Origin of the sequence: Leuconostoc rapi (assembly GCF_016908715.1) — a bacterium.
Lineage (GTDB): Bacteria > Bacillota > Bacilli > Lactobacillales > Lactobacillaceae > Leuconostoc > Leuconostoc rapi.
The window spans coordinates 1-21,739 of record NZ_JAFBEK010000011.1 but is presented as its reverse complement, the minus strand read 5'-3'; the positions used below and the strand labels follow the sequence as shown (position 1 = coordinate 21,739).

The following is a 21,739-nucleotide window of genomic DNA, read 5'->3' as shown; positions in this document are numbered from 1 at the left end:
CATTGAGCAACATAAAAAAGCTGATTCTATCAGCTCACTATTTATCAAAATCATCAATCATTTTGATAAATGAACAGATATGACGTCTCGACCTGCAATATCCTGTACATCGCGATAATTATGAGGATAATGCTGATGTATCACCGATAAATCATCTGCACTAATTGCAATAGGATGCGAAAAAATCACCCATGTGACATTTTCACCAAGTGGCGGGGTCGTCAATGACCCGACGTATCGATAATATGACTGATCTGTCGGTAACCAATTAGCTAATATTTGGGCATCGACTGTTTCTGAAAACACCTCTGGAATATGTGTATCACTTGCTGATGTTGCAACATCTCCAAATACTGCCAGTACTAAAATCCGATCATCACGATGATAAACAAAATGAATTTCAGTGTCATGTCGCACATCATCAATGAGATGCTCTGCACCGTCATGAAAGTGGAAACGTTCGAGCGTCCAAGTTTCGCCAGCAATTTCTAGTGTACCAGATACTAAAAATTGTTCACCAACCACACGATCTTCAAATAACGTTTGACCGCTAAAATGCGTTATTAAATCTGATTGTGTATCGTCTTTTACCTGTTGACTTTTAATAGCAATTGGTGACTGTCGTAATGTATCGCCAACTTCGCGCCAGTCTTCTTGTTGACTATAATCTAAGTGTTTCATATCACACCTCCAAAATGGTTATTTAATATTGTAACAAATATAGACCCGAACATTGATAAATTCCGTAAAACTCACCCCTATTTCCACTATTATCCTGTATAATAAGACTAAGAATTGGAAAGAAAAGTGACTCAAATGCAACTTGTAACTGCTACTGAAATGCAAAATATTGATAATTATACGGTCGAAACAATCGGCATGCCACAAGACGTACTCATTGAACGGGCAGCTATGTCTGTCATTGATGTGATTGGTGCTGGACACTTTAATTTAGACCACATCCTTGTCCTAGCTGGTTTAGGTAATAACGGCGCTGATGGTGTCGCAATTTCAAGACTATTATATGCACAAGGATTTAATGTTTCGCTACAATTTGTTGGTAATGTCACACGCGCTAAGGACAGTGTGAAGCGCCAGCTAGACATTATTGAAAAATACGGCCTTGTTCGTGCTGAAAAAAGCGATTTCAACGAGGCAACACTAATTATTGATGCCATCTTCGGTACTGGTTTAAATAACCTACTACCAGAAGGTCTACAAAAAATGATTAAAGCGGCCAATCATATTGAGAAAACAGTCATTGCTGTTGACACCCCCACTGGTATTGATGCAACAACAGGTGAGGTGCGTGGTGCTGCCCTAAAAGCACACACAACTGTCACATTTGGTTATAACAAAGTCGGTTTAACGCAGCGCGTTGGCGGCTATCTTTCAGGAAATGTCATTGTTAAGGATATCGGTTTATTGACACCGCAAGATTTTACCTTCTCATTACCAGACAAAGAGAACACCCCTTCAGTTGCAACATCATAAACACAAAATGCTTCATAAAAGCCGCATGGTTTAGAATTAAATTTCTAATACCATGCGGCTTTTATATATTTAACATTTAGCTTCTATTAAGATTCCTTATTACCAATAATCGTTGCTTTTTCATATTCAAAACCATTATGTGCTACTGTAGCTGCACTAATGCGGCTCAAAAATTCCTTGAGTCGTGGTGATTTAGGATGGTCAAAAAATTCAATCGGTTTATTTTGTTCAACGACTAAGCCCTTGTCCATAAATATCACTTTATCGGCAACATCTCTGGCAAAGGCCATTTCGTGCGTCACAACAATCATTGTTTTGCCTTCATCAGCCAACTGCTTAATGACTTGTAAAACATCTGCTACAAGCTCTGGATCTAGTGCACTTGTTGGTTCGTCTAATAAAATGATTTCAGGGTTCAACGCAGCTGCTCGAGCGATGCCAACACGTTGTGCTTGACCACCAGACAACTGACTCGGATATTGGTTTTGAAAATCTAATAACCCAACTTTTTTCAAGGCTTCCTGCGCTTTTTGTTTTGCTTGTGCTTTGGGTATGTGACGTCCAATAACTAAGCCCTCTTCAACGTTTTCTAGGGCTGTTTTGTTAGCAAACAAATTAAAGTTTTGAAAAACAAATCCCATTTTTTGACGTAATTGTTTGATTTCTTCTGAAGTAGCTGTTTGAATATCAATTTTTTGATCATCAAATTCAATATGCCCTGAGTCACCTGGCGTTAAGAATGCAAGACCCCGTAAAAAAGTTGTTTTACCAGATCCTGAAGGCCCTAGTAGTGCCACAACATCCCCTTTATCAACCTCAATATCGATGCCTTTTAGTACCTCATGTTGTTGATACTTTTTTCTAAAATTTTTAACTTTTAACATGCTATGCTCCTTGTCTAGCTGTGCCACGGACTTTATGTCGACTTAAATAACGTTCCAAAAATTTAAATCCCAATTGGAGTATGGCGCCTAAAATGAAGTAAACAATAAATATGTCAATATAGGCTTCAGTGTAATCATACGTATAAGCCGCGGCTGTCTTAGCCACTGCGGTGACTTCCTGAACGGTCATCATGAAAGCAAGTGATGTCCCTTTTAAAATGTTTAAAGTCAAATTACCGATGTTAGGAATGGCAGACACAAGTGCCTGTGGCACAATAATGCGATAGTAAGTTTGTAATGGTGATAGGCCTACCATGACTGCCGCTTCTTGTTGTCCTGGATCAACTGTCAAAATAGCGGATCGAAATACCTCTGAAAGGTTAGCCACTGCAATGAGCGCAAATACGGCAATAGCATAAATGGCTGGATTAACGTCAAATATTTTAATTTCCAAATGTAAATGCCGATTTAAAATAACGTTGAGTAGGCTAGGCAATGTACTATAGAATAGTAAAATCAGCAACACCATCGGTGTAGCACGCATGAGTGATGTGTAAATAATCGTTAACGGATATAATATCTTAATTTTCTTGATTTTAATCCATGCTAACAAAAATCCCAATGGTAAACCAATCAATACAGATGCACCAGTGATTAAGAGCGTCATGGGAATCGCTTTGATTGCTAACCAAAAAGTATGAATTAAAAATGATATATTCATGCTGTAACCTCCACTGGGTTTGATGCAATAGCACGACTTTTCCCCAGACGCTTCTCCAGATATTTTGTCCCCTGTTCAACGACCACAAAGATAATCCAATAAATGATGGCCAATGCAAGATACGTCTCTAATGAATGATGACCAAAGTTGCGAGAAATCAAATTATCTCCTGCACCCATCATATCAACCAACCCAATCACGTAAGCTAACGCGGCATCTTTAATTAATGCAGCGATAGTATTAGCAAAGTTCGGTAACGCAACCACAATTGTTTGAGGCAATGTTACACGATAAAAAGCTTGCCATTCTGATAACCCCACCATTAATGCCGCTTCACGCTGACCACCATCAACAGATAAATAAGCTGATTTAAATACTTCAGCTAAATTCGAAGCAAACAACAACGATAAGGCAATCACGACAAAAATCGATTTTTGCCAGTCATTGATATTGATATTTAGCGTTAATAGCAATAACTTTGGTAACCCATAAAAAATTAAGAATAATAATACAATTGGTGGTGTAGAACGTAATACAAACACATAACCTTGGGATAATGTCCGCCACACTGATGATTGACTTAATTGACCGCGAGCAATAAGTACACCTAATAAGGTACTGAAAATAGTTGATGTGACAATAATAAGCAAAGTAACTGGAAAATACGGTAAGACTTCACCAAAAACAGATACTAAAAATTTAAAACTAAATGGCGGCATATTCACTCCTTCATTTTGTTGATGTTATTTATCACCAACAAAGTCCCAAACATTTTCTTTGAAGTACTTTTGTGATAATTTAGTCAGTGTGCCGTTCTTTTGAAGCTTTTTAATTGCCTGGTCATATTCTTTAGCAAAGTGCGCATTATCCTTATTTGAACGGCTAATAATTGGATATGTCTTAATGCCCTTATAAGGCGTGTAAGCTAATTTGTCAGCTGACTTATGATAAGCGCCGTTAGCAGCCGCAACAGAATTTTGGTAATTCACCTTGACATCAAAGTAAGCATCGTAACGCCCTTCTAGTACCCAGTTATAAGCATCTCCGACAGTAAATTGATCGGCTGCCTTAAGATTAATTTTTTCGTTTGGATGCGCCTTATTCCAATCCTGTACGACCGCATATTGACCGTTTTGCGGTGAAATTGGTACCAATTTACCTGATTTTTTAGCAAAATCAGCAAATGTTTTATAATTATCATCTTTCCTATAGGTAATTCCTATAATAGAAGCGCCAACTGCTTGCTTTGGTAAAATGTACTTTTGTGCCCGTTCTTTGGTCCACCAAGCCCCTTTAACACCCACATCATACTTGCCAGAATCCAATCCGACTAGTAAATCTTCGTCTGATGTTGGATGGTACTTAAACTTATAATCTGGTAACAGTTTATCTACTGCTTTTAACACATCAACTTCATAGCCTTTAGATACGCCATTTTGTGCGTAGTCATAGGGCACATAATTCTGTGTATGCGCCACATTAATTGTTCGCACCTTTTGTGCCGATTTTGTACTATCTGCATTCAAATGACGAACGACTGCACCTGCTCCGACAACAACGACCACCACAGCGGCACCAATAATCAATCCTTTTTTCTTAACCATTCTCTTCTCCTCATTACACAATAGCAACTTGATGTACAGCGTCAATTGCCCATTTCAAGTGATCGATTGAAATATCACGCGGTACGGTGCAATCCGCACCAATAATGACACGACTTGTGTCAACATCTGCTAGGACATTCGTAACCTCTGCTTCAATTTCTTCTCGACTGCCTTGGTACAAAATATCTTGTGTATTATTACCAAAACCGCCCAAAACGATTTTATCCTTAAAAATATCTTGCCCTTCGCGCAAAGAAACATCTTCAATTTTAACTGCCCAATTGACAATGGGTAAATCATAATCAGTAAACCATGACAAATGATTTTTTGTCTCACTGTAGCCACAAATATGTAAAATATTAACATCACTCACTTCGTTAATGACTGCAATGATTGATAAGTCGATCTTTTTTTGTATATGATCAAAAAGATCGTGGTTATAATGATCACTTTGAAGCTCTTGTGTACTATAGTAAACACCATCTGCACCGCCTTCGTTTACAACAGCCTTAATTTGCTTGATGACACCTTGTGCAATAACCTCTAATATATGTGTTATATCATCAGGGTAATCAATAAAAAATTGTGTTAAGCGTTCATCTCCTTGTTTTGGTAATTCTTGACTACTATCAAACAAAGCCCATTTCAAAAGTGTCACCGGCGAAAAAATGTTATAAAATGCTTGTCGATTACCGATCACCTTGCGCTGCGCTTTGACCAAATCGACTTGTCGTAATAACCAATCATCATCATCGGCAATTACCTGAATCTTTTTCAAATCGTCCATATTTTTTGGGTTATCCACACCATCCAAGGGTAAATTAAAGTAACCATCACTCATTAATTTAACAAAATCTGGTTGTACCGCTTCAATGTAGGCCTTGTGCCCTTCAATATTAATCTGATTTTCTTCTGGATGTTTTAGTGCATCAACGGTCTCATCGTCGGCAAAATGGCGCCAAAAACTGACTGGTATAACTTTTTTTGTCTCTGTTAATATAGCTTGTTGATTACTCATATGTAATTATGCCTTTACTTTCTTCTGCTGTACTGCTTCTGACACCCAACGTAGACGGTTCAGATCGATGTCACGTGGCACTGTACAATTTGCCCCAATGATTAAATGATCACGACCTGTTTCTTGAATCAGTGTATGAACATATTGCTGTATGTCTGCTTTTGTTCCTTGATACAATAAATCATACTTTGTGTTACCAAAACCACCTAAAACTGTTTTGTTCGGAAAAATACGTTTACCTTCACGCAGCGATACTGATTCAATATCCGTTGCCCAATTGATAATTGCTGCTTCATAAGTTTGGAACCAATGTACGTTGTTTCTAGCGCCACCGTTACCACAAATATGTAGAACATTGAGATCTGATAGCTTATTAGCTGCTTGTAACACCTGATGATCCGTATCGGCCACGAACTTTTCAAAGTCTCCTTGATTCAGCCGTTGGTCTTGAATGACTTGGGTACTATAGTAAATCCCATCTGCACCAGCCCGAATGGCTGTTTGGACTTGTTTAATGACATCCTGTGTAATGACTTGCAAAGCTTGTTTGATCGCATCAGGGTTCTTTAAGATTTCAGTTGCTAATGTTTTATCAGCATTTGCCTTGTCATGCTGACCATTTTCTTGTTTCACCAACGCCCATTTAAGTAATGTTGTCGGTGAAAAAATATTGTAAAGGCCCTGACGATGACCAATTACTGCGCGTTGTTTGGCAATCAACGTTGCCGTTTGTTTTAGCCACGGGTGATTATCTGTTATTGGTGCTAAGTCATCATAAATTGTGCGATGCTCACTTTTTACTTGATAATTAAATTGGTAATGAAATAAACCATCACTCATTAATTTAACAAAATCTGGTGATAAACGGTCAACGAGTTTTTGCGTGCCACTGACCGTGCGGTCAATAATCTCTGGATCCGCAAACGCATCAAGATCAACCCCAGAAGCTGCTGAGAAATGATACCAAAAACCAACCGGTACCTGTTGATTGCTATGGCTTACAAATGTATTTTCTATATTACTCATGTATCCCCCTTAAAAAGATAAATAAATTAGAAACATAACGATTTTATTTTAATAGTCACATTCGGTCGTTGGCTATTCCTAAACCTTTTAAGTAAATTAACCTTGTTTTAATCATCAAACAGGACATTTTATTTGTCTCCTCACATTTTTAGAACAAAAAAGTCCCGCAGCTCGAAATGACTCAAGCTGCGGGACGACATGATCGCGTTACCACCCGTTTTTTGCATATAATTACTTATACACACTTACTAAGTACGGAAAAATGTTGCCTTCGATACTCTGACACTGTAACGGGTGTACCCGAATGACGTTTACTTCACCAGTAAAGCTCACATCATTTTTAACTCCAAGACCATTTTTCCAATTGGCATCATACTAACTTTCACCAAGCGTTAGCTCTCTATTCAATCATGTCAATAGGTACTTATCTTTTCAATGTTATACGTTGGAAATATTATATAACGCTCATTTTCTAATGTCAATGGTTTATTTAAAACTCTCAACCTTACTTTTTAATTTTTTGGCACAAAAAAAGCACGTCACTATGATAATTACGTGCCTAACTACTTATTTTTATTTCACGACGCCAATGACACCAAGTAACAAGAATACGATACCAATAACAATACGATACCAACCAAATATCTTAAAGTCGTTGTTCTGAATATAACGCATCATTACCTTGATTGCGAAAAAGGCGACAAGCCATGATACGATAAAGCCAACTAGGAATACAAGACTTTGCATCCCTGTAAATCGACCACCGTCTAGCAAAAATGAGCCGACTTTCAAAAATGTGACGCCGAACATAATTGGAATAGACAAGAAGAACGAAAATTCTGCAGCAACAAAGCGTGAAGCACCTAAAATAACAGCGCCTAAGATTGTCGCTCCCGAACGAGATGTACCAGGAACTAACGATAATACTTGGAACAAGCCAATAAATAGTGCCAACTTAAATGTTATTTTATTAACATCTGTAATTTTAGGTGCAATGTTTTTTTGTCGGTTTTCGATCAAAATAAACGCAATACCATAAATAATTAACATTGCAGAAACGACCCAGAAATTAAGGAGATGCGCGTCCATGAAGTCATTAAACAAAAGGCCAAATATGACTGCTGGAATAACACCGACAACAACTTTGATCCACAAGCGCCAAGTCTGAAAACGTTCTCGTGATGTTTTTTGTGATGAGAATGGGTTTAAACGATTAAAATAAAGCTGAATCACAGCAAAAATGGCACCAAGTTGAATGGCATAATCAAAGACTGGCTTAAAACTATTTGTCCAAACATCGCCACCTGGTATACCCATCAAGGCTTCTGCCAAGATAATGTGCCCTGTTGATGATACGGGTAGAAACTCCGTGATACCTTCTACGATACCGATAATAATCGACTTTAATATATCTAGCATGTGCTATATTGTTGTATGAGCAGTTATTGCGCCTATTACACCCAAATAACTGTCACGTTTCCTTCCAATTTAACTCTCTTTATTCTATACTATCTGAGGTTATTACGCCACAATACACATGTTTCTAAAAAAGTATTGTATTTTTAAAAAGGGCATGGTATTATATTATATGTTGTTTATAAGATAAACATCGTATGGACAGCTAGCTCAGTTGGTAGAGCAACGGACTCTTAATCCGTGGGTCCAGGGTTCGAGCCCCTGGCTGTCCACTAGATCAAACCAATAGAAATATTGGTTTTTTTTATGTTTTTTATCATGCTAAAAAACCGAAGCGTTGATGTGTACTCCGAAAGTTGGTTTAACTTTCAGGGTACACTCACTTTTGCTTCGGTTTTTTGTTTATAAACTCATATATATGCTGACAAACATTAAGCCTGCACCAATTAGCACAAATATATGCCAGTAGACATGACCCATTGGAATTTTCGGTATCAGATAAAAAATTGTACCTGCCGAATAAGTGATGCCTCCAGCGACTAAAAGCCAAAAAGCAACCGGTGACAAGACACCCCACAAAACTGGCATTGCTAAGACAATTAACCATCCCATCACCATGTATATCGTAACAGACACCCATGGCCAACGACCAACAAAGAACAAATCATAGGTAAAGCCAGCAATTGTCATTGCCAGTATCGCACCCCAAATTGTCCAACCTTGCCAGCCTTTGATAAGCAACCAAGTATATGGTGTGTAACTACCCAAAATCACAAAATAGATACCTGCATGATCAAAGAATTGAAACAGTTTAGCTGCTCGTGTAAAGACCAAGGAATGGAAAAGCGTTGAAGCGAGTAAAAAGAAACCGATCGTGCTGATGTATATGACAATAGCAGTCAGTTCCAACGCTGTCACTGGTCGTCTTAAAACATGAAGCATTAAAGCAATGCCAGCCAACACGGCTAACAAAAATCCGAGTCCATGGGTCACCGCGTTTAAGACTTCATAAGTAATTTGGTAACGTTTAGATCGTTGCATTTAGTTGTCCCCGTAAATCAATTTAATGTTAATATTATAACATGATTAGTCATAAGATAGCATCATTTGACAATCGTATTCGTAAGCTAACACGGCAATGCATCCCTAGAGTCGTACCATTTTAAACGAGTGTTTCCCAATCATGTGCCCATAAGACACCCATTGCGCCATCACCCGTATGCACACCAATATAAGCACCAATAACGCCACGTTCAAACTTAACTGTCGGATAATCATGTTGTAAGTCCTTAAGCCACTTGTCGCCAAGTTTTGGATCATTACCATCTACAACAATTGCACGAACCGGAAAGTCAACTTGTGTTAAATATTGATTAAGTGCTGTCTTAATTTCTTTGAGCGCACCGCTCATTTTACGCGCTTTACCGACTGCACCGATTTTACCTTCATTTTGAATGTCCATCGATAAAATTGGCTTGATATTAAGTAACCCACCAACTAAAGCCGCACCACGGGATAGACGGCCGGTACGTTGTAAGTGTGATATATCATTGACAACAAAACGTACATCAAAGGTCTGCTGTAAAGTTTGTAAAGCTGCAATAATGTCGTCTAATGTGTGCCCTTTTTCAGCCATAAAAGCTGCCATGACAGCTTGCATGCCCGATCCCATCACAGCAAACTTCGAATCCCATACACGAACATCTGAAAGGTCTTGACATGATTCTGCTACTAGACGTGCTGTTTGGTAGGCACCCGATAACCCTGAAGAAATAGGCACAATCAACGCTTGATCATATCCAGATGACTTAGCAATATTTAAAGCCTCTTCCCAATCTCCTGGCGCCGGTTGTGATGTTGACGCTACCATTTTTTTATCCTTCATCATCTTAACTAATTCACCAAGATCATGAATATCCACTGATTCTTTATAGACTTCCTCTCCAAAAATAATCGGATCATTTACTTGAAAAATATGATAACGATTACGAATTGCTGCTGGTATTGCTGAAGCTGAATCACTAATGATTGCTATTTTAGACATTTTATTCTCCTAAATCAACAGATTATTAATCGTCTGTCAATGTTGTTACTTAATTCATAATTACCAATGCGCTGCCCAACATAAAACACAGCATGCCGCCAATCAATTGTACCATGAGATAAATTAATTGCTTGTAAAATGGCTGTTGCGCACTTTGGACCATCATTGTACTAAACGTGGTGAAGCCACCAAGCAACCCTACAGACCAAAAATTGTGCATATCAGATAACTGATGACTTGCAAATAGCATTCCCATACAAAGCGCACCAATCATGTTAATTGCAGAAACAGCTGTAAAAATATGTGTGTGAAATGGCCAAAACATCACCAGAAGATAGCGCAACATTGTACCAAGTGAGGCACCAATAAATACTGATAATAATATCATACGGTTCTACCAACTTTTTGCCCTAATCTTACCATTAAAATACCACCAAAAACGGTCAATATAATATATAACCATGCAACTTGTAAATTATTGCGAAGTAGTTGATTAAATTGTAAAATCATTGTACTAAATGTGGTAAACCCGCCAATAATCCCGGTACCAATAAATGGCTGCCATCGCGTTAATTGGCTACTATTTTTAGTTAAATACGCACCAAAAAGTGCCAGTAAGAAGGCGCCTAGCCAATTAATAGTCACCGTCATCAAAGGTAGATACCCAATAATTGGTATCAAACTGAGTAAATAGCGCAAACTACCCCCAATGCCACCACCAAAACCGACAATCAGTAGTTCACCTAGACTTTGTCGTTGTTTTTTCATAACTATCATTTTAACAATTTTAAGCATGATGAGCAAAAGAAACGTCTCCTGCATTGCTTTTTTATCGCGTTCATGACACAATGTAATGGCTAATTTTTTTATTAAATACCAACCAATTAGGGAGTTACTATGTTTTCATATTATGTTTTGCCAACCATCTATATTTTATTACTTGTTATTTTTTCATTACTCAAACCTGAACGTTTTACAATCACGGCGTCTGAATTTCAGCGTGTCACTACAAAGGCAGTGTTACTCGCTATTTTGGCAGTCACACTGACCACAAGTACACTCACACAAGTCTATGGCTTTTGGTTCAATATCACATTATTCTTGTCATTAATCCGTGTGGTAACGCGTGTACGACAACAGAAAAAATAGCAGTACTTGCTAAAAAGCATTGATTGAAAATTTCAATCAATGCTTTTTAGATTATTTTTGAGTTGCAAAAACCATTAAATTCGGTACATAAAAAGATGTCACAGACATTAACAATTATCTCCCAAAAAATTGTGATTTATTGACGATTGTTTGCAACTGACTTAAGAAACCAGCACCTTCAATCTGTATCAATGCTTCTTCACTTAATTCCTCAAAGTTCATTATTTTTATCATATCATGTTCCCTTTCAATTTACTTAACAAATTATACGTAATATCGAATAAAACTACAACCGTCTTATCCTTATTACTGAAATTTTCATGGTAAACGTTTACTTATTAGTGTAAAATATTAATATATTTTGGAGGGATTTGCTTTGAATTTATTAATTTTACTTCATCTTGTGTTTGGCCTTTTATTTTTATCAATTATAAAATTCACTGTATTTTGTGCAATAAGTAAAACTCAGTGGCACATAGAATATTACCTAATATTCCTAGTAATGACCACATTGACAGCGTATATTTTAGGTACATTTGGTCACATTGTACAAGTGGTTTTACTAATTATATTAGGATTCAAATTTAATCGGCGAACCCAAAGCATTCACCTCATATACTTTTACGGGCTATACGCTGTATTGAGTGTATCGGCTTTTGGTACGATTATTCAGTCACTTGGTACATTTTTTTCACCAATAAAATTCCTTTCATATAACACAACAACTATGTACGAAACAATTTTATCACCAGTCATTATCGGCATTTTACAATATTTCATTATTAAATTAATCGCGCCAAACTTGACAATTATTCGAAAGAATCAATACTTTCAAAAAAGCAATCGATTCAAATTCGTAAACTTACTTTTATCTCTAAGTTTATTATCTTACTTGTTAATCCCATTATTTAAAAACAACGCGTATAAAGCTACTGTTAATATTTTTTTGCTATTAGTGTCGTTTCACTATTAATTTATCTTAAAAATACTACCCAAAACTACTTTAATTTGCAATTGGCAGAACAAAGACAACAACAACTTAAAAACTTAACAAATTACACAACGGAAATTGAAACGCTTTACAAAAACATTAATGGCTTTCGTCACGATTATATCAATTTAATCATTAGCCTGGAAACAAGTATCCAAAATGGTGATATAAAACAAATTCGCGAAATATATAATAACGTATTAAAAAAATCGCCTAACATACTGAATCACGATCACCATTCTCTAGGCGTCTTATCAAAAATTATGATCCCCGCTATTAAAAGCCTTTTATCTCATAAAATTATCTATGCTTTGGAAAAGGGCATTCGTATCGAAATTGAAATTGAACAACAGTGGGCAAACTGCCACATGGATACGCTTGATTACATTCGAATTCTAGGCATCTTACTTGATAATGCTATCGAAGCAAGCGAAAATACTGCTAACGCATTTATTCATATTGCCGTGATTATCGATCCGTTACAAAAAGAAAATCGCTTCATCATTGAAAATGCCACCACTGAGGAAACAAGTGCAATTCACCAACTTTTTAAACACAGTGTCACAACAAAAGGAAACGGCCATGGCACAGGTCTACACAATGTGCAACAAATTTTAATCGACTACGAACAAGCACACTTAGAAACAGCACACGCCAACCATAAATTCAGCCAAACATTGGTTACACAAGGATAATTTTTATGCATATCAATATTTTAGAAGATGACATTATACAACAACAAAAATTAAAGCGCTATTTAGTTGAAATTTTGCAAGAAAATGATTGGTCTTATCAGCAAATCAATACCTATTCTAGACCAGAACAATTGCTCACTACTTTAACCGGCCGTGGTACACATCACCTCTATTTTCTCGATGTTGAACTCAAAGGTTCCGATAAAAAAGGATTCGAGGTTGCCAAAGAGATCAGAAACCATGATCCATATGCCATTATTATTTTTGTAACAACACACTCTGAATTTTTATCGCTCACTTTCAAATATCAAGTATCCGCACTAGATTTCATTGCAAAAGATCAAGATGCCAAGGATTTTAAGCAACAACTAGAAAAGAATTTACAACATGTCGTTGAACAATTCAACATCGATACGCCACTTGACTTATTCCAATTCAACACACCAAAGGCCCACTTTAAAATACCTTTTAGTGATATTCTGTATTTTGAAACACAACCCGGAACGCGTCAAATTGTGCTCGTTGGTGTTGCGCAACGCATGGAATTTACAGGCCAATTACAAGACATTGCGGCCATGGATAGCCGTTTATTCCGCAGCCATCGCGCTTATCTTGTCAATACGAATAATATTGAACAGATCGATAAGGTTAACAATGTCATTATTTTTAAGAATCAATCAACCTGCTTGATCTCACGCCGAAAAGTGAAATCATTGATAAATATTTTATAACTAAAAGCCGCTGACAATACTACTAATTGCATTGTCAGCGGCTTTTTGGTTAGGTATAGCAACTCTCGAATTATAATTATTACTGATGCTTAACCGAACTGCCCTAGACAAAACAATGATCCGAAATATTGACTTAGGATCAGTATAAATCAAACCGATTACCGCAGCTATGATATAGAAAGATTTAAAAGCAATGCTTCCTTTTAAAATAAGCTCAACGTTAATTTCCCTCTATAATATTTTAATAACTTTTGTTAGCCGTAGTTAACAGCATTTAATCCAATAACCACGCCTATTTCAAGTCCTACAAAAAATACAGTTGTAAAAAATATCCAATAACGATATTTATAAAATTCTTCGAACGTCTTTTTCATCAATACACCTACTTTTAATTAATTCTGTTCAGTCCTATTGTGGCTCTAGTTCCAGCCGCTGTCCAAATAGCCCAAGACAGCTATCGGAATAATTCCTCCCTCAACTTGACGTAGTTGACTGTCAGTTAATACGCTAAATCCTAAAACACTATTTCCCATATTCTTATCTCACTTCTAATTTTTATCGTTGCGCAACGAATACATTCAATATACGCTGATAAAATAACGTTTGATATATCAATGACCTCAATAGTCTGTTTACAGCACTGAAAGGTTGAAATCAACCATTCACGTCAAAGTCAAAATATCTACAAAACATTGAGCCCATGGACAGCCGTTTATTCCGTAGCCATCGATTTTTAGTTAAAATGTTGTACTCACCAGTGGCAATTCTGTTCTTATAAAATTAAAAGATGTTTATATGTATAAACTGCTGCATTAGCTCCCCCTCTTGCTGTTTTTCCAACAACATATCCAAATCCTGTCCAAAATCCGTCATTCGAACCACCTACCGTAATCATTAACTCTTCATTACTAATTGTCGTTAATTTATATTTTTGAACCATTTTATTTAATTCATATTTTTTCATTTTTCTATTTATCCTTCTGTATTTTCATTAGTCAAAAATGATAATATCATATGCTAACCCTTGATCGCTGTTTCACATATACTAAAATTTGATTATTCTCGCTGCTTCATTTTTAAATAGTATATGTAACTGGCTATAATCAAGGTGAAATATACTGACAATCCACCAACAATTATAGTTATGATGAAACTGTCAATAATTTTGATAATTAAACTATTTAAAAAATCTCCAATGCTGATTCCAATTAAAATAACTATTGCAATATAAATCGGATGCACATTTTCAAAAAAAAAGCGGACTGTCTTCTCCATATAAATTTCCTCTAATTTTTTATCCCCACCCTTTTTTAATTCCCTTGACAATTTGATCTGTATGTGTCCATCCATCCTTCAAAAAATACAGACCTACACCCCAACCAATAACGGCCGGTACAAAACCACCATTTACTTCACTTAATTCACTATCAGATAATGTTTTATAGTTTTGATAATTCAATTTTTTTCCTCTTTTCTTTTACTTAAACTAACCACAATGAGTCCTTTTAATTATATCTCCATGCCTCGTGTTCATGTTTCTTATCACATTTTGTTGCATCTGTCTTATTTTGTTTGGATGGATTTTTGAGATATGAACAAAATGATCCTATACTGACATTCCGAACTGTTTGTTGCTAAGGTACAATTCACGATACTCAAAACATCAAAACAATCCTAACTTTCTAATTTTTATCGCTGCGCAACGAATACATTCAATATACGCCGATGAAATAACGTTTGATACATCAATGAACTCAACGGTCTATTTACTGCACTGAAAGGTTTAAATTTACCATTCACGTCAAAATATCTACCATTAGTGTTACGAAACACATTGAATTTGCAGGCCGATTACAAGACATTGCAGTCATGGATAACCGTCTATTCCGCAACCATCGCGCTTATCTTGTCAATACTAATAATATTGAATAGATCGATAAGGTTAACAATGTCATTATTTTCAAAAACCAATCAAACTGCTGGATTTCACGCTGAAAAGTAAAAGCATTGACAAATATTTTATAACTAAAACCCGCTGACAATGCTACTAATAGAATTGTCAGCGGGTTTTTGGTTGTGTATAGCAACTCTCAAGTTATAATTATTACTGATGCAGGTTGTAAACTGATATCAAATACATATTGTCTACATAACTTTTATAAGTAATAACGCTCAATATTTTTTAAACGTATTATTTGTTTTTGTCTCCACCAAAACGCCTAATGCTCCTATGGTAGCAATTAATATACTAAAATAGGATAATTGTCATAAACTATAAGACAGTCCTAAAAACAAAATTACAAGTTCTTCTGATGATTTAAACTTTGTTTGATTCGACTTTAATCCATGTAGGACAACGTCTATAAACGATGCCACAGTCAAAACACCTATGCATGTCTGAATTACTAATATCATCATATTAAATTATACAGTCTCCCCGAAATAAACATCAATAGCAGTTCTAACTAGACCTACTGATCCTATAACGTTACCCTGCCATGTGTTTTTTTCACCTGCCACTTTGCTTAATTCGATTTCTGCTAACTGTTGATGTGTTAATGATTGAAATTCATTAACACTGTTTGTTTTTTCTTGATGAGTCATAGTTGATTTCTCTCTGTATATTACAATATTTTTCAATGACTTTCGTTAACCATGGTTAACAGCATTTAATCCAATAACCACGCCCATTTCAAGTCCTACAAAAAATATAATTGTAAAGAGTATCCAATAACGATATTTATAAAATTCTTCGAACGTCTTTTTCATCAATATACCTATTTGCGGTTAACTCTGTTCAGTCCTATTGTTGCTCCAGTTTCAAGTCCGGCTGTTCCAGCTGCTGTGCATATCAACTCAAAATATAATTTTTACTGTTGCTTAACCGAACTGTCCGAGACAAAACAACGGTCCGAGCTATTAACTTACAAACACAGTTTATTAGACCAATATACTTGATATCACTCCGAAAAATGAAAGCACTAATAAATATTTCATAGCTAAAACCCAATAACTTGAACAGCAGAAAAATCACAACTATTTAAAAAACAATTTATTTACTTTACATGAGTAGGTGTAACCAAATAAGTAAGAACCAACATATACATAATTAGTATCCCGGTAAAGTTTTTAGAAATAAGGTGAGGTGTTGTTATAATTTTCATATCACCTAATAATAATAAACTAAAACATACTAATTCTATCACTGTGATAGTTACAATTATTATATTTTTATAATTATTTAAAAAACTTAACATAATAGTACCTATCCTTGTTTAATGTTTTCGATTAGCTACGTCTTTGCCTACATTATATCCCGCTTGAAAAACACCAACTGCAAGAGCAGCTGGTGGTATCCACCAAGCCCCACCGTTTACTCTAGATAACTCGTTTTCGTTTAGTATTTTAAAACCCGTATTGTTCATAGTAAAAATCCTTTTCAATATATATTAGCGACGATTAACAAGGTATCCAGCAGCCATGCCAGCTACAAAAACACCTCCATACATTGCACCGACAACCAAAACAGGGTTACCGCCAACAATTCCTTCCATCTGCAAATCACTCAACTCAGTAAACTTTGTCATTTGTGGCATATTTATTTCTCCTTTATTTATTGTATTATTAACAAATGTTTATATTATATACGATGCTCATTTAAAACAATTAATACAGTTGTTCCCATACTGAAATTCCGCACCACTTTATTTCCAATTTACAGTCCACGATACTCAGAACAACATTAACTATTATAATCATCTCAAAATACAGCAGTCCTATATTTTTTCATCGTTGCGCAACGAATATACCCAATATACGCTCATGAATTTCTACTTGATACATCAATGACCTCAATGGTCTGTTTACAGCACTGAAAGGTTGAAATTAGCCATTCACGTCAAAATATCTACCATTGACGTTTATTTTGAAAAAAAAATGTATTTTCCCTATAAAATTTAGACTGGTACTATTTTAAGGGAGACTATACATAAAATGAAGAGATTTGATTACATATCACAACTAGAAGAAAAAGATTGTGGTGTATCTGCACTTGCGATGATTTTAAAACAATATGGTTCTGATGTTTCCTTAGCAAGTATCCGCGAACGTTGTCAAACATCACTGTCAGGAACAACGGCACTCGGTTTGGTAAAAGCAGCCGAATCATTTAACATGGATGTTCGCCCTATTAATGCCGACCTGACATTATTTGATATGAAAGATTTACCATTACCATTTATCGCTCATGTTGAGAAAAACGGACAATATTTGCATTATTATGTCGTTTATCATGTTACTAAAAATAAAATCATGATTGCGGATCCAGACCCAACAGTTGGTAAAACAACTATGACTCTGCAGGATTTTTCTAACGAGTGGACCGGTGTCGCATTATTCATGTCCCCATCCCCAGAATACAAACCAGTTAAAGAAAATAAGAGCAGCATTCAATCATTTTTACCCATTATTGGTCGACAAAAACCACTGATTGCTAATATTATTGCGGCGTCTTTATTAATCACACTAATTAGCATTGCTGGTTCATACTACATGCAACTTGTTATCGACGCTTATGTTCCCAACGGCCAAGCTAATACCCTAACTATTGTTTCATTAGGATTGATTGCCACCTACATCCTACAACAAGTACTGGGTTTTGCTCGAACCTACTTATTAACAGTTATGGGGCAACGTCTATCTATTGAAGTCATATTGTCTTATATTCGGCATTTGTTTGAATTACCAGTTAATTTCTTCGCCACACGACGAACTGGTGAAATCGTGACACGTTTTAATGATGCTAATGCTATCATTGATGCAATGGCTAACACGATTCTTTCTTTATTCTTAGACTTAGGCATTACTATTATCGTCGGTAGTGTCTTGGCTGTGCAAAACATACACCTGTTCTTACTCTCTTTAATTTCATTTCCAGTGTATTTTTTAATTGTTTACACCTTTATGAAACCCTTTGAACACCTCAATCAGGAACAAATGGCGAGTAACGCAACGTTAAGCTCATCGATTATTGAAGATATTAATGGTATAGAAACAATCAAATCACTCACAAGTGAAAAGTCTAGTTATCAAAAAATTGATCGAGAATTTGTCGATTACTTAAAGAAATCATTTGCACATCAAAAAAGTGAAGCGATTCAAAATAGCATTAAACAAGCGACTCAACTGATTATTAATGTGCTCGTCCTATGGTTTGGTGCTAAACTAGTTATTTCTAATCAACTGAGTGTGGGTCAATTAGTCACGTATAATGCCTTATTAGGTTATTTTACCGAACCGTTTCAAAATATTATTAACTTACAAACCAAAATACAAACAGCAACTGTTGCAAATCGGCGATTGAATGAAGTGTACTTAGTGGATTCAGAATTTAAAGCGAACGAATCACAAGAATTACAAAAAGATAATTCATATGACCTCAAAATAGACAAAGTGAGCTATCAATATGGTTATCAGAAACCTATTCTAATCGACTTTTCTCTTAAAATAGCTTTTGGTGAAAAAATAGCCCTTGTAGGTGTTAGTGGATCAGGAAAATCAACACTTGCCAAACTGTTAGTTAACTTCATGTCACCATCTAGCGGAAACATTCAAATTGGTTCCCAAGACATTACTCACGTTCATCGCCAAAATCTCAGGCGACATGTGACCTATTTACCCCAAAATCCTTATATATTTACTGGTAGCATCTTGGACAATCTCACGCTTGGTGCCCCTGACGGTACAACACAAGAAGATATTTTAAATGCTGTGACATTAGCGGATATCAAAAACGATATTGAAAGTATGCCTCAGAACTATCAAACTGAAATTTCAGAAGATGGCGGCATGTCTGGTGGTCAAAAGCAACGCATTGCTTTAGCTCGTGCGCTTTTAAGTCAATCCCCTATTCTCATTTTGGATGAATCAACTAGTAATCTCGACGTATTGACTGAGAAAAAAATAATCGATAACTTACTCACGATTAAAAATAAGACAATTATATTCATCGCTCACCGACTGGCTATTGCTGAAAAAGCACAACGCGTTATTTTACTTGAATCAGGTACTATTGCTGAAGATGGTACCCACAACGAGCTGCTTACCCATCACGCACAATATTATCATTTAGTTAATCGCTAATCATCGAAAGGTCACAACATGTTCAATGAAAAACTCCTAGAAAGCTCGGAATTTTACAGTAAACGTTATCAAAACTTTACAACACTAATTATCTTTCCAACGCTGATCCTATTATTGCTCTTAATCGGTTTAGCTTTTTTTACGCATAAAGAAGTCGTAGTCAAAAGTACTGGTGAAATTAATCCGGATAAAATATTGGCTACCATACAATCTACAAGCAACAATGCAGTCATCAAAAACAACTTAATATCAAAAAACTCTGTGCGTCATGGTGATATGCTAATTCAATATCAAAACAGCGAAACCGATACCACTTTAAAGCTCGAAAATGCTAACCTTCAAAACCTACAGGCACGCGAAAAAGCATTGTTAACCTATAAAAACAGCCTGAGTGAAGACAAAAATCTTTTCTCCGAGACAGATGCCTATGGCTATTCCGATGCCTTTCAAAACTACCTGTCTCAATCCCAAATACTATCCAATGATTACCAACAACAATTAGATGGTCAAAATCGTGCTACCCAACAAAAGGATATTCTCACAAGTTCATTGAACAAGAAAGAAAATAATCTCAATCATTACCAGTCATTATTACTTGCTATCCAAAATAACACGAATTTGTCACTAGAAAATAATTATTATCGTATGTTTTCTGAGTATAAAAATCAAACAGCAACGCTCAATACTGAAGAATCTGCTAACATCAAACGCAATACTATCAATACGTTGCAAGAACAAATAGACCAGTTAGAAGATGCTATAGCGAATTATAAAACACAATATACCGCTTTACCCTCTGAAAACGCATTATCACCCAATACATTAGCAGATAAGTTATCTGATCTAAAATCACAGCAATTGAGCACTGTTGCCAAAGATCTCAGTGCTGTAACACAGGAAATCAAACAAATAAAAATTCAGCATCAAGCCACCCAAGATAACTATAACAATGCTATTGTTTCCCCAGAAACAGGTACGGTGAAACTACTAGTTGATAAGACAAAAACGCGTTATATGCCACAAGGTACAAATATTGCACAAATCTATCCTAATTTAACTGAGAAACCCAAATTGAAAGTAACTTTTTATATTACCACATCGGAAATTACAACTATATCTAAGGGACAATTAGTTCGCTACATGTTATCACAAAACAACAACACAAAATCAACATTAACCGGGCATATCTCCCAAATTGCCGCCCATCCTGTGACAACTAAACAAGGTCATTTTTACCAAGTCGATGCAACATTAAATTTGAAAAATAACGACTATTCAACTGTGCATTATGGTCAAGAAGGTACTGTTAGTGTTATTACGGGCAAAAGTACCTGGTTTGTTTACCTCAAAAATAAACTGATCAGCTGAAAGTATATTAATAACTGATGTGAACCCAAAAAGTTATTGGGTTTTCTTATGTCATAATAGTCAAATAAATCCTATTCTCCTCACTCATCATTACATCAGTTTCCATGTCTAGAAGGAGGTATCAATTATTTAAATTGTCTATGTAGAAGTAAAAAGCAGATACCAAGTGAAAATTAGGTACCTGCTTTTTATAGTGCTGATTATATTAATCTGAATTATCTAATTCTTCTGATAGTGCCATAATTCTTTTTTCCTGTGAATATTTACCCCACATAAATCCCACCAAAAAGAGAGATTGCTCCTAAGTCAATAGTTCGGACTCTTTTTTCTCTAGGGCCGTTCGGTTAAGCGACTTGCATTTTGCGATGCACGACACTGATGCGTTCGTCATTGTACCAATCTAAATAATTTGAAACAGCCAAAATTAAATGTGCTAGCGAGGCAAAGCGGAATTGAT

Annotated in this window: 26 protein-coding genes, 1 tRNA gene and 1 other annotated feature; of the genes, 8 read left to right on the top strand and 19 right to left on the bottom strand. The window is 35.9% G+C overall.

Going from position 1 to position 21,739, the window contains the following annotated elements:
* Nucleotides 1–57 precede the first annotated feature (57 nt).
* Nucleotides 58–681 carry a carbonic anhydrase family protein gene (locus tag JOD28_RS08720; RefSeq protein WP_204770428.1) on the bottom strand — a complete coding sequence of 208 codons (624 nt, stop codon included), beginning with the start codon at nucleotides 679–681 and terminating at the stop codon, nucleotides 58–60.
* A 135-nt stretch (nucleotides 682–816) separates the two neighbouring features.
* Between JOD28_RS08720 and JOD28_RS08715 the strand changes: the two genes are divergently transcribed.
* Nucleotides 817–1,494 (top strand): NAD(P)H-hydrate epimerase, encoded by a 678-nt coding sequence (locus tag JOD28_RS08715; protein WP_204770427.1) that lies wholly within the window; start codon nucleotides 817–819, stop codon nucleotides 1,492–1,494.
* Between the two features lie 86 nt (nucleotides 1,495–1,580).
* On the opposite strand, the gene JOD28_RS08710 is transcribed toward JOD28_RS08715, so the two are convergent.
* The 7 genes from JOD28_RS08710 to JOD28_RS08680 form a co-directional block, all read right to left on the bottom strand.
* The gene (locus JOD28_RS08710; protein ID WP_204770426.1) at nucleotides 1,581–2,378 is read right to left on the bottom strand and encodes an amino acid ABC transporter ATP-binding protein; all 798 of its coding nucleotides are present in this window, start codon (nucleotides 2,376–2,378) and stop codon (nucleotides 1,581–1,583) included.
* A gap of 1 nt (nucleotide 2,379) precedes the next feature.
* On the bottom strand, nucleotides 2,380–3,099 hold the full coding sequence (locus JOD28_RS08705) for an amino acid ABC transporter permease (RefSeq protein WP_204770425.1): 720 nt from the start codon (nucleotides 3,097–3,099) through the stop codon (nucleotides 2,380–2,382).
* Nucleotides 3,096–3,818 carry an amino acid ABC transporter permease gene (locus JOD28_RS08700; protein ID WP_204770424.1) on the bottom strand — a complete coding sequence of 241 codons (723 nt, stop codon included), beginning with the start codon at nucleotides 3,816–3,818 and terminating at the stop codon, nucleotides 3,096–3,098. Before JOD28_RS08700 ends, JOD28_RS08705 begins: the two co-directional genes overlap by 4 nt.
* Before the next feature lie 24 nt (nucleotides 3,819–3,842).
* Nucleotides 3,843–4,703, bottom strand: coding sequence for a transporter substrate-binding domain-containing protein (locus JOD28_RS08695; protein ID WP_204770423.1), 861 nt, complete (start codon nucleotides 4,701–4,703; stop codon nucleotides 3,843–3,845).
* A 13-nt stretch (nucleotides 4,704–4,716) separates the two neighbouring features.
* Nucleotides 4,717–5,721 carry a uroporphyrinogen decarboxylase family protein gene (locus JOD28_RS08690; protein WP_204770422.1) on the bottom strand — a complete coding sequence of 335 codons (1,005 nt, stop codon included), beginning with the start codon at nucleotides 5,719–5,721 and terminating at the stop codon, nucleotides 4,717–4,719.
* 6 nt (nucleotides 5,722–5,727) lie between these two features.
* Nucleotides 5,728–6,747 carry a uroporphyrinogen decarboxylase family protein gene (locus tag JOD28_RS08685; RefSeq protein WP_204770421.1) on the bottom strand — a complete coding sequence of 340 codons (1,020 nt, stop codon included), beginning with the start codon at nucleotides 6,745–6,747 and terminating at the stop codon, nucleotides 5,728–5,730.
* A gap of 186 nt (nucleotides 6,748–6,933) precedes the next feature.
* Nucleotides 6,934–7,192, bottom strand: a binding site (T-box leader).
* Nucleotides 7,193–7,320: 128 nt separating this feature from the next.
* Nucleotides 7,321–8,166 carry an undecaprenyl-diphosphate phosphatase gene (locus JOD28_RS08680; protein WP_204770420.1) on the bottom strand — a complete coding sequence of 282 codons (846 nt, stop codon included), beginning with the start codon at nucleotides 8,164–8,166 and terminating at the stop codon, nucleotides 7,321–7,323.
* A gap of 196 nt (nucleotides 8,167–8,362) precedes the next feature.
* Between JOD28_RS08680 and JOD28_RS08675 the strand changes: the two genes are divergently transcribed.
* A tRNA-Lys gene (locus JOD28_RS08675) sits at nucleotides 8,363–8,435 on the top strand.
* Nucleotides 8,436–8,565: 130 nt separating this feature from the next.
* Here the strand turns inward: JOD28_RS08675 and trhA are convergent.
* The 4 genes from trhA to JOD28_RS08655 all read right to left on the bottom strand — a co-directional run bounded on the left by trhA (nucleotide 8,566) and on the right by JOD28_RS08655 (nucleotide 10,975).
* Nucleotides 8,566–9,204, bottom strand: a complete 639-nt coding sequence (trhA, locus tag JOD28_RS08670; RefSeq protein WP_204770419.1) for a PAQR family membrane homeostasis protein TrhA — start codon at nucleotides 9,202–9,204, stop codon at nucleotides 8,566–8,568.
* Nucleotides 9,205–9,325: 121 nt separating this feature from the next.
* On the bottom strand, nucleotides 9,326–10,207 hold the full coding sequence (locus tag JOD28_RS08665; RefSeq protein WP_204770418.1) for a DegV family protein: 882 nt from the start codon (nucleotides 10,205–10,207) through the stop codon (nucleotides 9,326–9,328).
* A 49-nt stretch (nucleotides 10,208–10,256) separates the two neighbouring features.
* Entirely contained in the window at nucleotides 10,257–10,595 is a 339-nt protein-coding gene (locus tag JOD28_RS08660) for a fluoride efflux transporter FluC (protein WP_204770417.1), read from the bottom strand.
* Nucleotides 10,592–10,975, bottom strand: a complete 384-nt coding sequence (locus JOD28_RS08655) for a fluoride efflux transporter FluC (protein WP_204770416.1) — start codon at nucleotides 10,973–10,975, stop codon at nucleotides 10,592–10,594. The genes JOD28_RS08660 and JOD28_RS08655 overlap by 4 nt, the downstream gene beginning before the upstream one ends.
* 129 nt (nucleotides 10,976–11,104) lie before the next feature.
* On the opposite strand from JOD28_RS08655, the gene JOD28_RS08650 reads away from it, so the two are divergent.
* The 3 genes from JOD28_RS08650 to JOD28_RS08640 all read left to right on the top strand — a co-directional run bounded on the left by JOD28_RS08650 (nucleotide 11,105) and on the right by JOD28_RS08640 (nucleotide 13,773).
* Entirely contained in the window at nucleotides 11,105–11,356 is a 252-nt protein-coding gene (locus JOD28_RS08650; protein WP_013103384.1) for a hypothetical protein, read from the top strand.
* Nucleotides 11,357–12,370: 1,014 nt separating this feature from the next.
* On the top strand, nucleotides 12,371–13,042 hold the full coding sequence (locus tag JOD28_RS09805; RefSeq protein ID WP_239531183.1) for a sensor histidine kinase: 672 nt from the start codon (nucleotides 12,371–12,373) through the stop codon (nucleotides 13,040–13,042).
* A 5-nt stretch (nucleotides 13,043–13,047) separates the two neighbouring features.
* Nucleotides 13,048–13,773, top strand: coding sequence for a response regulator transcription factor (locus JOD28_RS08640; protein ID WP_204770415.1), 726 nt, complete (start codon nucleotides 13,048–13,050; stop codon nucleotides 13,771–13,773).
* A gap of 419 nt (nucleotides 13,774–14,192) precedes the next feature.
* On the opposite strand, the gene JOD28_RS08635 is transcribed toward JOD28_RS08640, so the two are convergent.
* The 3 genes from JOD28_RS08635 to JOD28_RS08625 form a co-directional block, all read right to left on the bottom strand.
* On the bottom strand, nucleotides 14,193–14,306 hold the full coding sequence (locus JOD28_RS08635) for a class IIb bacteriocin, lactobin A/cerein 7B family (protein WP_204770414.1): 114 nt from the start codon (nucleotides 14,304–14,306) through the stop codon (nucleotides 14,193–14,195).
* 239 nt (nucleotides 14,307–14,545) lie between these two features.
* Nucleotides 14,546–14,737, bottom strand: coding sequence for a hypothetical protein (locus tag JOD28_RS08630; protein WP_204770413.1), 192 nt, complete (start codon nucleotides 14,735–14,737; stop codon nucleotides 14,546–14,548).
* A gap of 330 nt (nucleotides 14,738–15,067) precedes the next feature.
* On the bottom strand, nucleotides 15,068–15,232 hold the full coding sequence (locus JOD28_RS08625; protein WP_204770412.1) for a lactococcin family bacteriocin: 165 nt from the start codon (nucleotides 15,230–15,232) through the stop codon (nucleotides 15,068–15,070).
* Nucleotides 15,233–15,537: 305 nt separating this feature from the next.
* Here JOD28_RS08625 and JOD28_RS09890 point away from each other — a divergent pair, with 305 nt between their 5' ends.
* Complete coding sequence (locus JOD28_RS09890) at nucleotides 15,538–15,705, top strand: LytTR family transcriptional regulator DNA-binding domain-containing protein (RefSeq protein ID WP_338087918.1); 168 nt, start codon at nucleotides 15,538–15,540, stop codon at nucleotides 15,703–15,705.
* A gap of 492 nt (nucleotides 15,706–16,197) precedes the next feature.
* Here the strand turns inward: JOD28_RS09890 and JOD28_RS08615 are convergent, their stop codons facing one another.
* From JOD28_RS08615 to JOD28_RS08605, 3 genes are all read right to left on the bottom strand, one after another.
* A complete protein-coding gene (locus JOD28_RS08615; RefSeq protein ID WP_204770411.1) occupies nucleotides 16,198–16,377 on the bottom strand; it encodes a hypothetical protein in 180 nt (59 codons plus the stop codon).
* Between the two features lie 671 nt (nucleotides 16,378–17,048).
* Entirely contained in the window at nucleotides 17,049–17,198 is a 150-nt protein-coding gene (locus tag JOD28_RS08610) for a class IIb bacteriocin, lactobin A/cerein 7B family (RefSeq protein ID WP_204770410.1), read from the bottom strand.
* A gap of 24 nt (nucleotides 17,199–17,222) precedes the next feature.
* Nucleotides 17,223–17,369 carry a hypothetical protein gene (locus JOD28_RS08605; protein ID WP_204770409.1) on the bottom strand — a complete coding sequence of 49 codons (147 nt, stop codon included), beginning with the start codon at nucleotides 17,367–17,369 and terminating at the stop codon, nucleotides 17,223–17,225.
* A 397-nt stretch (nucleotides 17,370–17,766) separates the two neighbouring features.
* On the opposite strand from JOD28_RS08605, the gene JOD28_RS08600 reads away from it, so the two are divergent.
* Both JOD28_RS08600 and JOD28_RS08595 read left to right on the top strand, forming a co-directional pair.
* On the top strand, nucleotides 17,767–19,914 hold the full coding sequence (locus JOD28_RS08600) for a peptide cleavage/export ABC transporter (RefSeq protein ID WP_220730317.1): 2,148 nt from the start codon (nucleotides 17,767–17,769) through the stop codon (nucleotides 19,912–19,914).
* An 18-nt stretch (nucleotides 19,915–19,932) separates the two neighbouring features.
* Nucleotides 19,933–21,282: a bacteriocin secretion accessory protein gene (locus JOD28_RS08595; protein WP_204770408.1), complete on the top strand. Its 1,350-nt coding sequence runs from the start codon at nucleotides 19,933–19,935 to the stop codon at nucleotides 21,280–21,282.
* A 344-nt stretch (nucleotides 21,283–21,626) separates the two neighbouring features.
* On the opposite strand, the gene JOD28_RS09920 is transcribed toward JOD28_RS08595, so the two are convergent.
* On the bottom strand, nucleotides 21,627–21,739 hold a 113-nt coding region (locus tag JOD28_RS09920; protein ID WP_204770452.1), incomplete at its 5' end, for an IS3 family transposase.

Bases quoted from the DNA above. Each gene is read 5' to 3' on its own strand.
- JOD28_RS08700 (WP_204770424.1), bottom strand. From the start codon at position 3,818: ATGCCGCCATTTAGTTTTAAATTTTTAGTATCTGTTTTTGGTGAAGTC.
- JOD28_RS08660 (WP_204770417.1), bottom strand. From the start codon at position 10,595: ATGATATTATTATCAGTATTTATTGGTGCCTCACTTGGTACAATGTTG.
- JOD28_RS08600 (WP_220730317.1), top strand. From the start codon at position 17,767: ATGAAGAGATTTGATTACATATCACAACTAGAAGAAAAAGATTGTGGT.
- JOD28_RS08715 (WP_204770427.1), top strand. From the start codon at position 817: ATGCAACTTGTAACTGCTACTGAAATGCAAAATATTGATAATTATACG.
- JOD28_RS08705 (WP_204770425.1), bottom strand. From the start codon at position 3,099: ATGAATATATCATTTTTAATTCATACTTTTTGGTTAGCAATCAAAGCG.
- JOD28_RS08720 (WP_204770428.1), bottom strand. From the start codon at position 681: ATGAAACACTTAGATTATAGTCAACAAGAAGACTGGCGCGAAGTTGGC.
- JOD28_RS08695 (WP_204770423.1), bottom strand. From the start codon at position 4,703: ATGGTTAAGAAAAAAGGATTGATTATTGGTGCCGCTGTGGTGGTCGTT.
- JOD28_RS08685 (WP_204770421.1), bottom strand. From the start codon at position 6,747: ATGAGTAATATAGAAAATACATTTGTAAGCCATAGCAATCAACAGGTA.
- JOD28_RS08690 (WP_204770422.1), bottom strand. From the start codon at position 5,721: ATGAGTAATCAACAAGCTATATTAACAGAGACAAAAAAAGTTATACCA.
- JOD28_RS08605 (WP_204770409.1), bottom strand. From the start codon at position 17,369: ATGCCACAAATGACAAAGTTTACTGAGTTGAGTGATTTGCAGATGGAA.
- JOD28_RS08680 (WP_204770420.1), bottom strand. From the start codon at position 8,166: ATGCTAGATATATTAAAGTCGATTATTATCGGTATCGTAGAAGGTATC.
- trhA (WP_204770419.1), bottom strand. From the start codon at position 9,204: ATGCAACGATCTAAACGTTACCAAATTACTTATGAAGTCTTAAACGCG.
- JOD28_RS08640 (WP_204770415.1), top strand. From the start codon at position 13,048: ATGCATATCAATATTTTAGAAGATGACATTATACAACAACAAAAATTA.
- JOD28_RS08630 (WP_204770413.1), bottom strand. From the start codon at position 14,737: ATGAAAAAATATGAATTAAATAAAATGGTTCAAAAATATAAATTAACG.
- JOD28_RS08595 (WP_204770408.1), top strand. From the start codon at position 19,933: ATGTTCAATGAAAAACTCCTAGAAAGCTCGGAATTTTACAGTAAACGT.
- JOD28_RS08655 (WP_204770416.1), bottom strand. From the start codon at position 10,975: ATGAAAAAACAACGACAAAGTCTAGGTGAACTACTGATTGTCGGTTTT.
- JOD28_RS08610 (WP_204770410.1), bottom strand. From the start codon at position 17,198: ATGAACAATACGGGTTTTAAAATACTAAACGAAAACGAGTTATCTAGA.
- JOD28_RS08650 (WP_013103384.1), top strand. From the start codon at position 11,105: ATGTTTTCATATTATGTTTTGCCAACCATCTATATTTTATTACTTGTT.
- JOD28_RS08615 (WP_204770411.1), bottom strand. From the start codon at position 16,377: ATGACTCATCAAGAAAAAACAAACAGTGTTAATGAATTTCAATCATTA.
- JOD28_RS08665 (WP_204770418.1), bottom strand. From the start codon at position 10,207: ATGTCTAAAATAGCAATCATTAGTGATTCAGCTTCAGCAATACCAGCA.
- JOD28_RS08710 (WP_204770426.1), bottom strand. From the start codon at position 2,378: ATGTTAAAAGTTAAAAATTTTAGAAAAAAGTATCAACAACATGAGGTA.
- JOD28_RS08635 (WP_204770414.1), bottom strand. From the start codon at position 14,306: ATGGGAAATAGTGTTTTAGGATTTAGCGTATTAACTGACAGTCAACTA.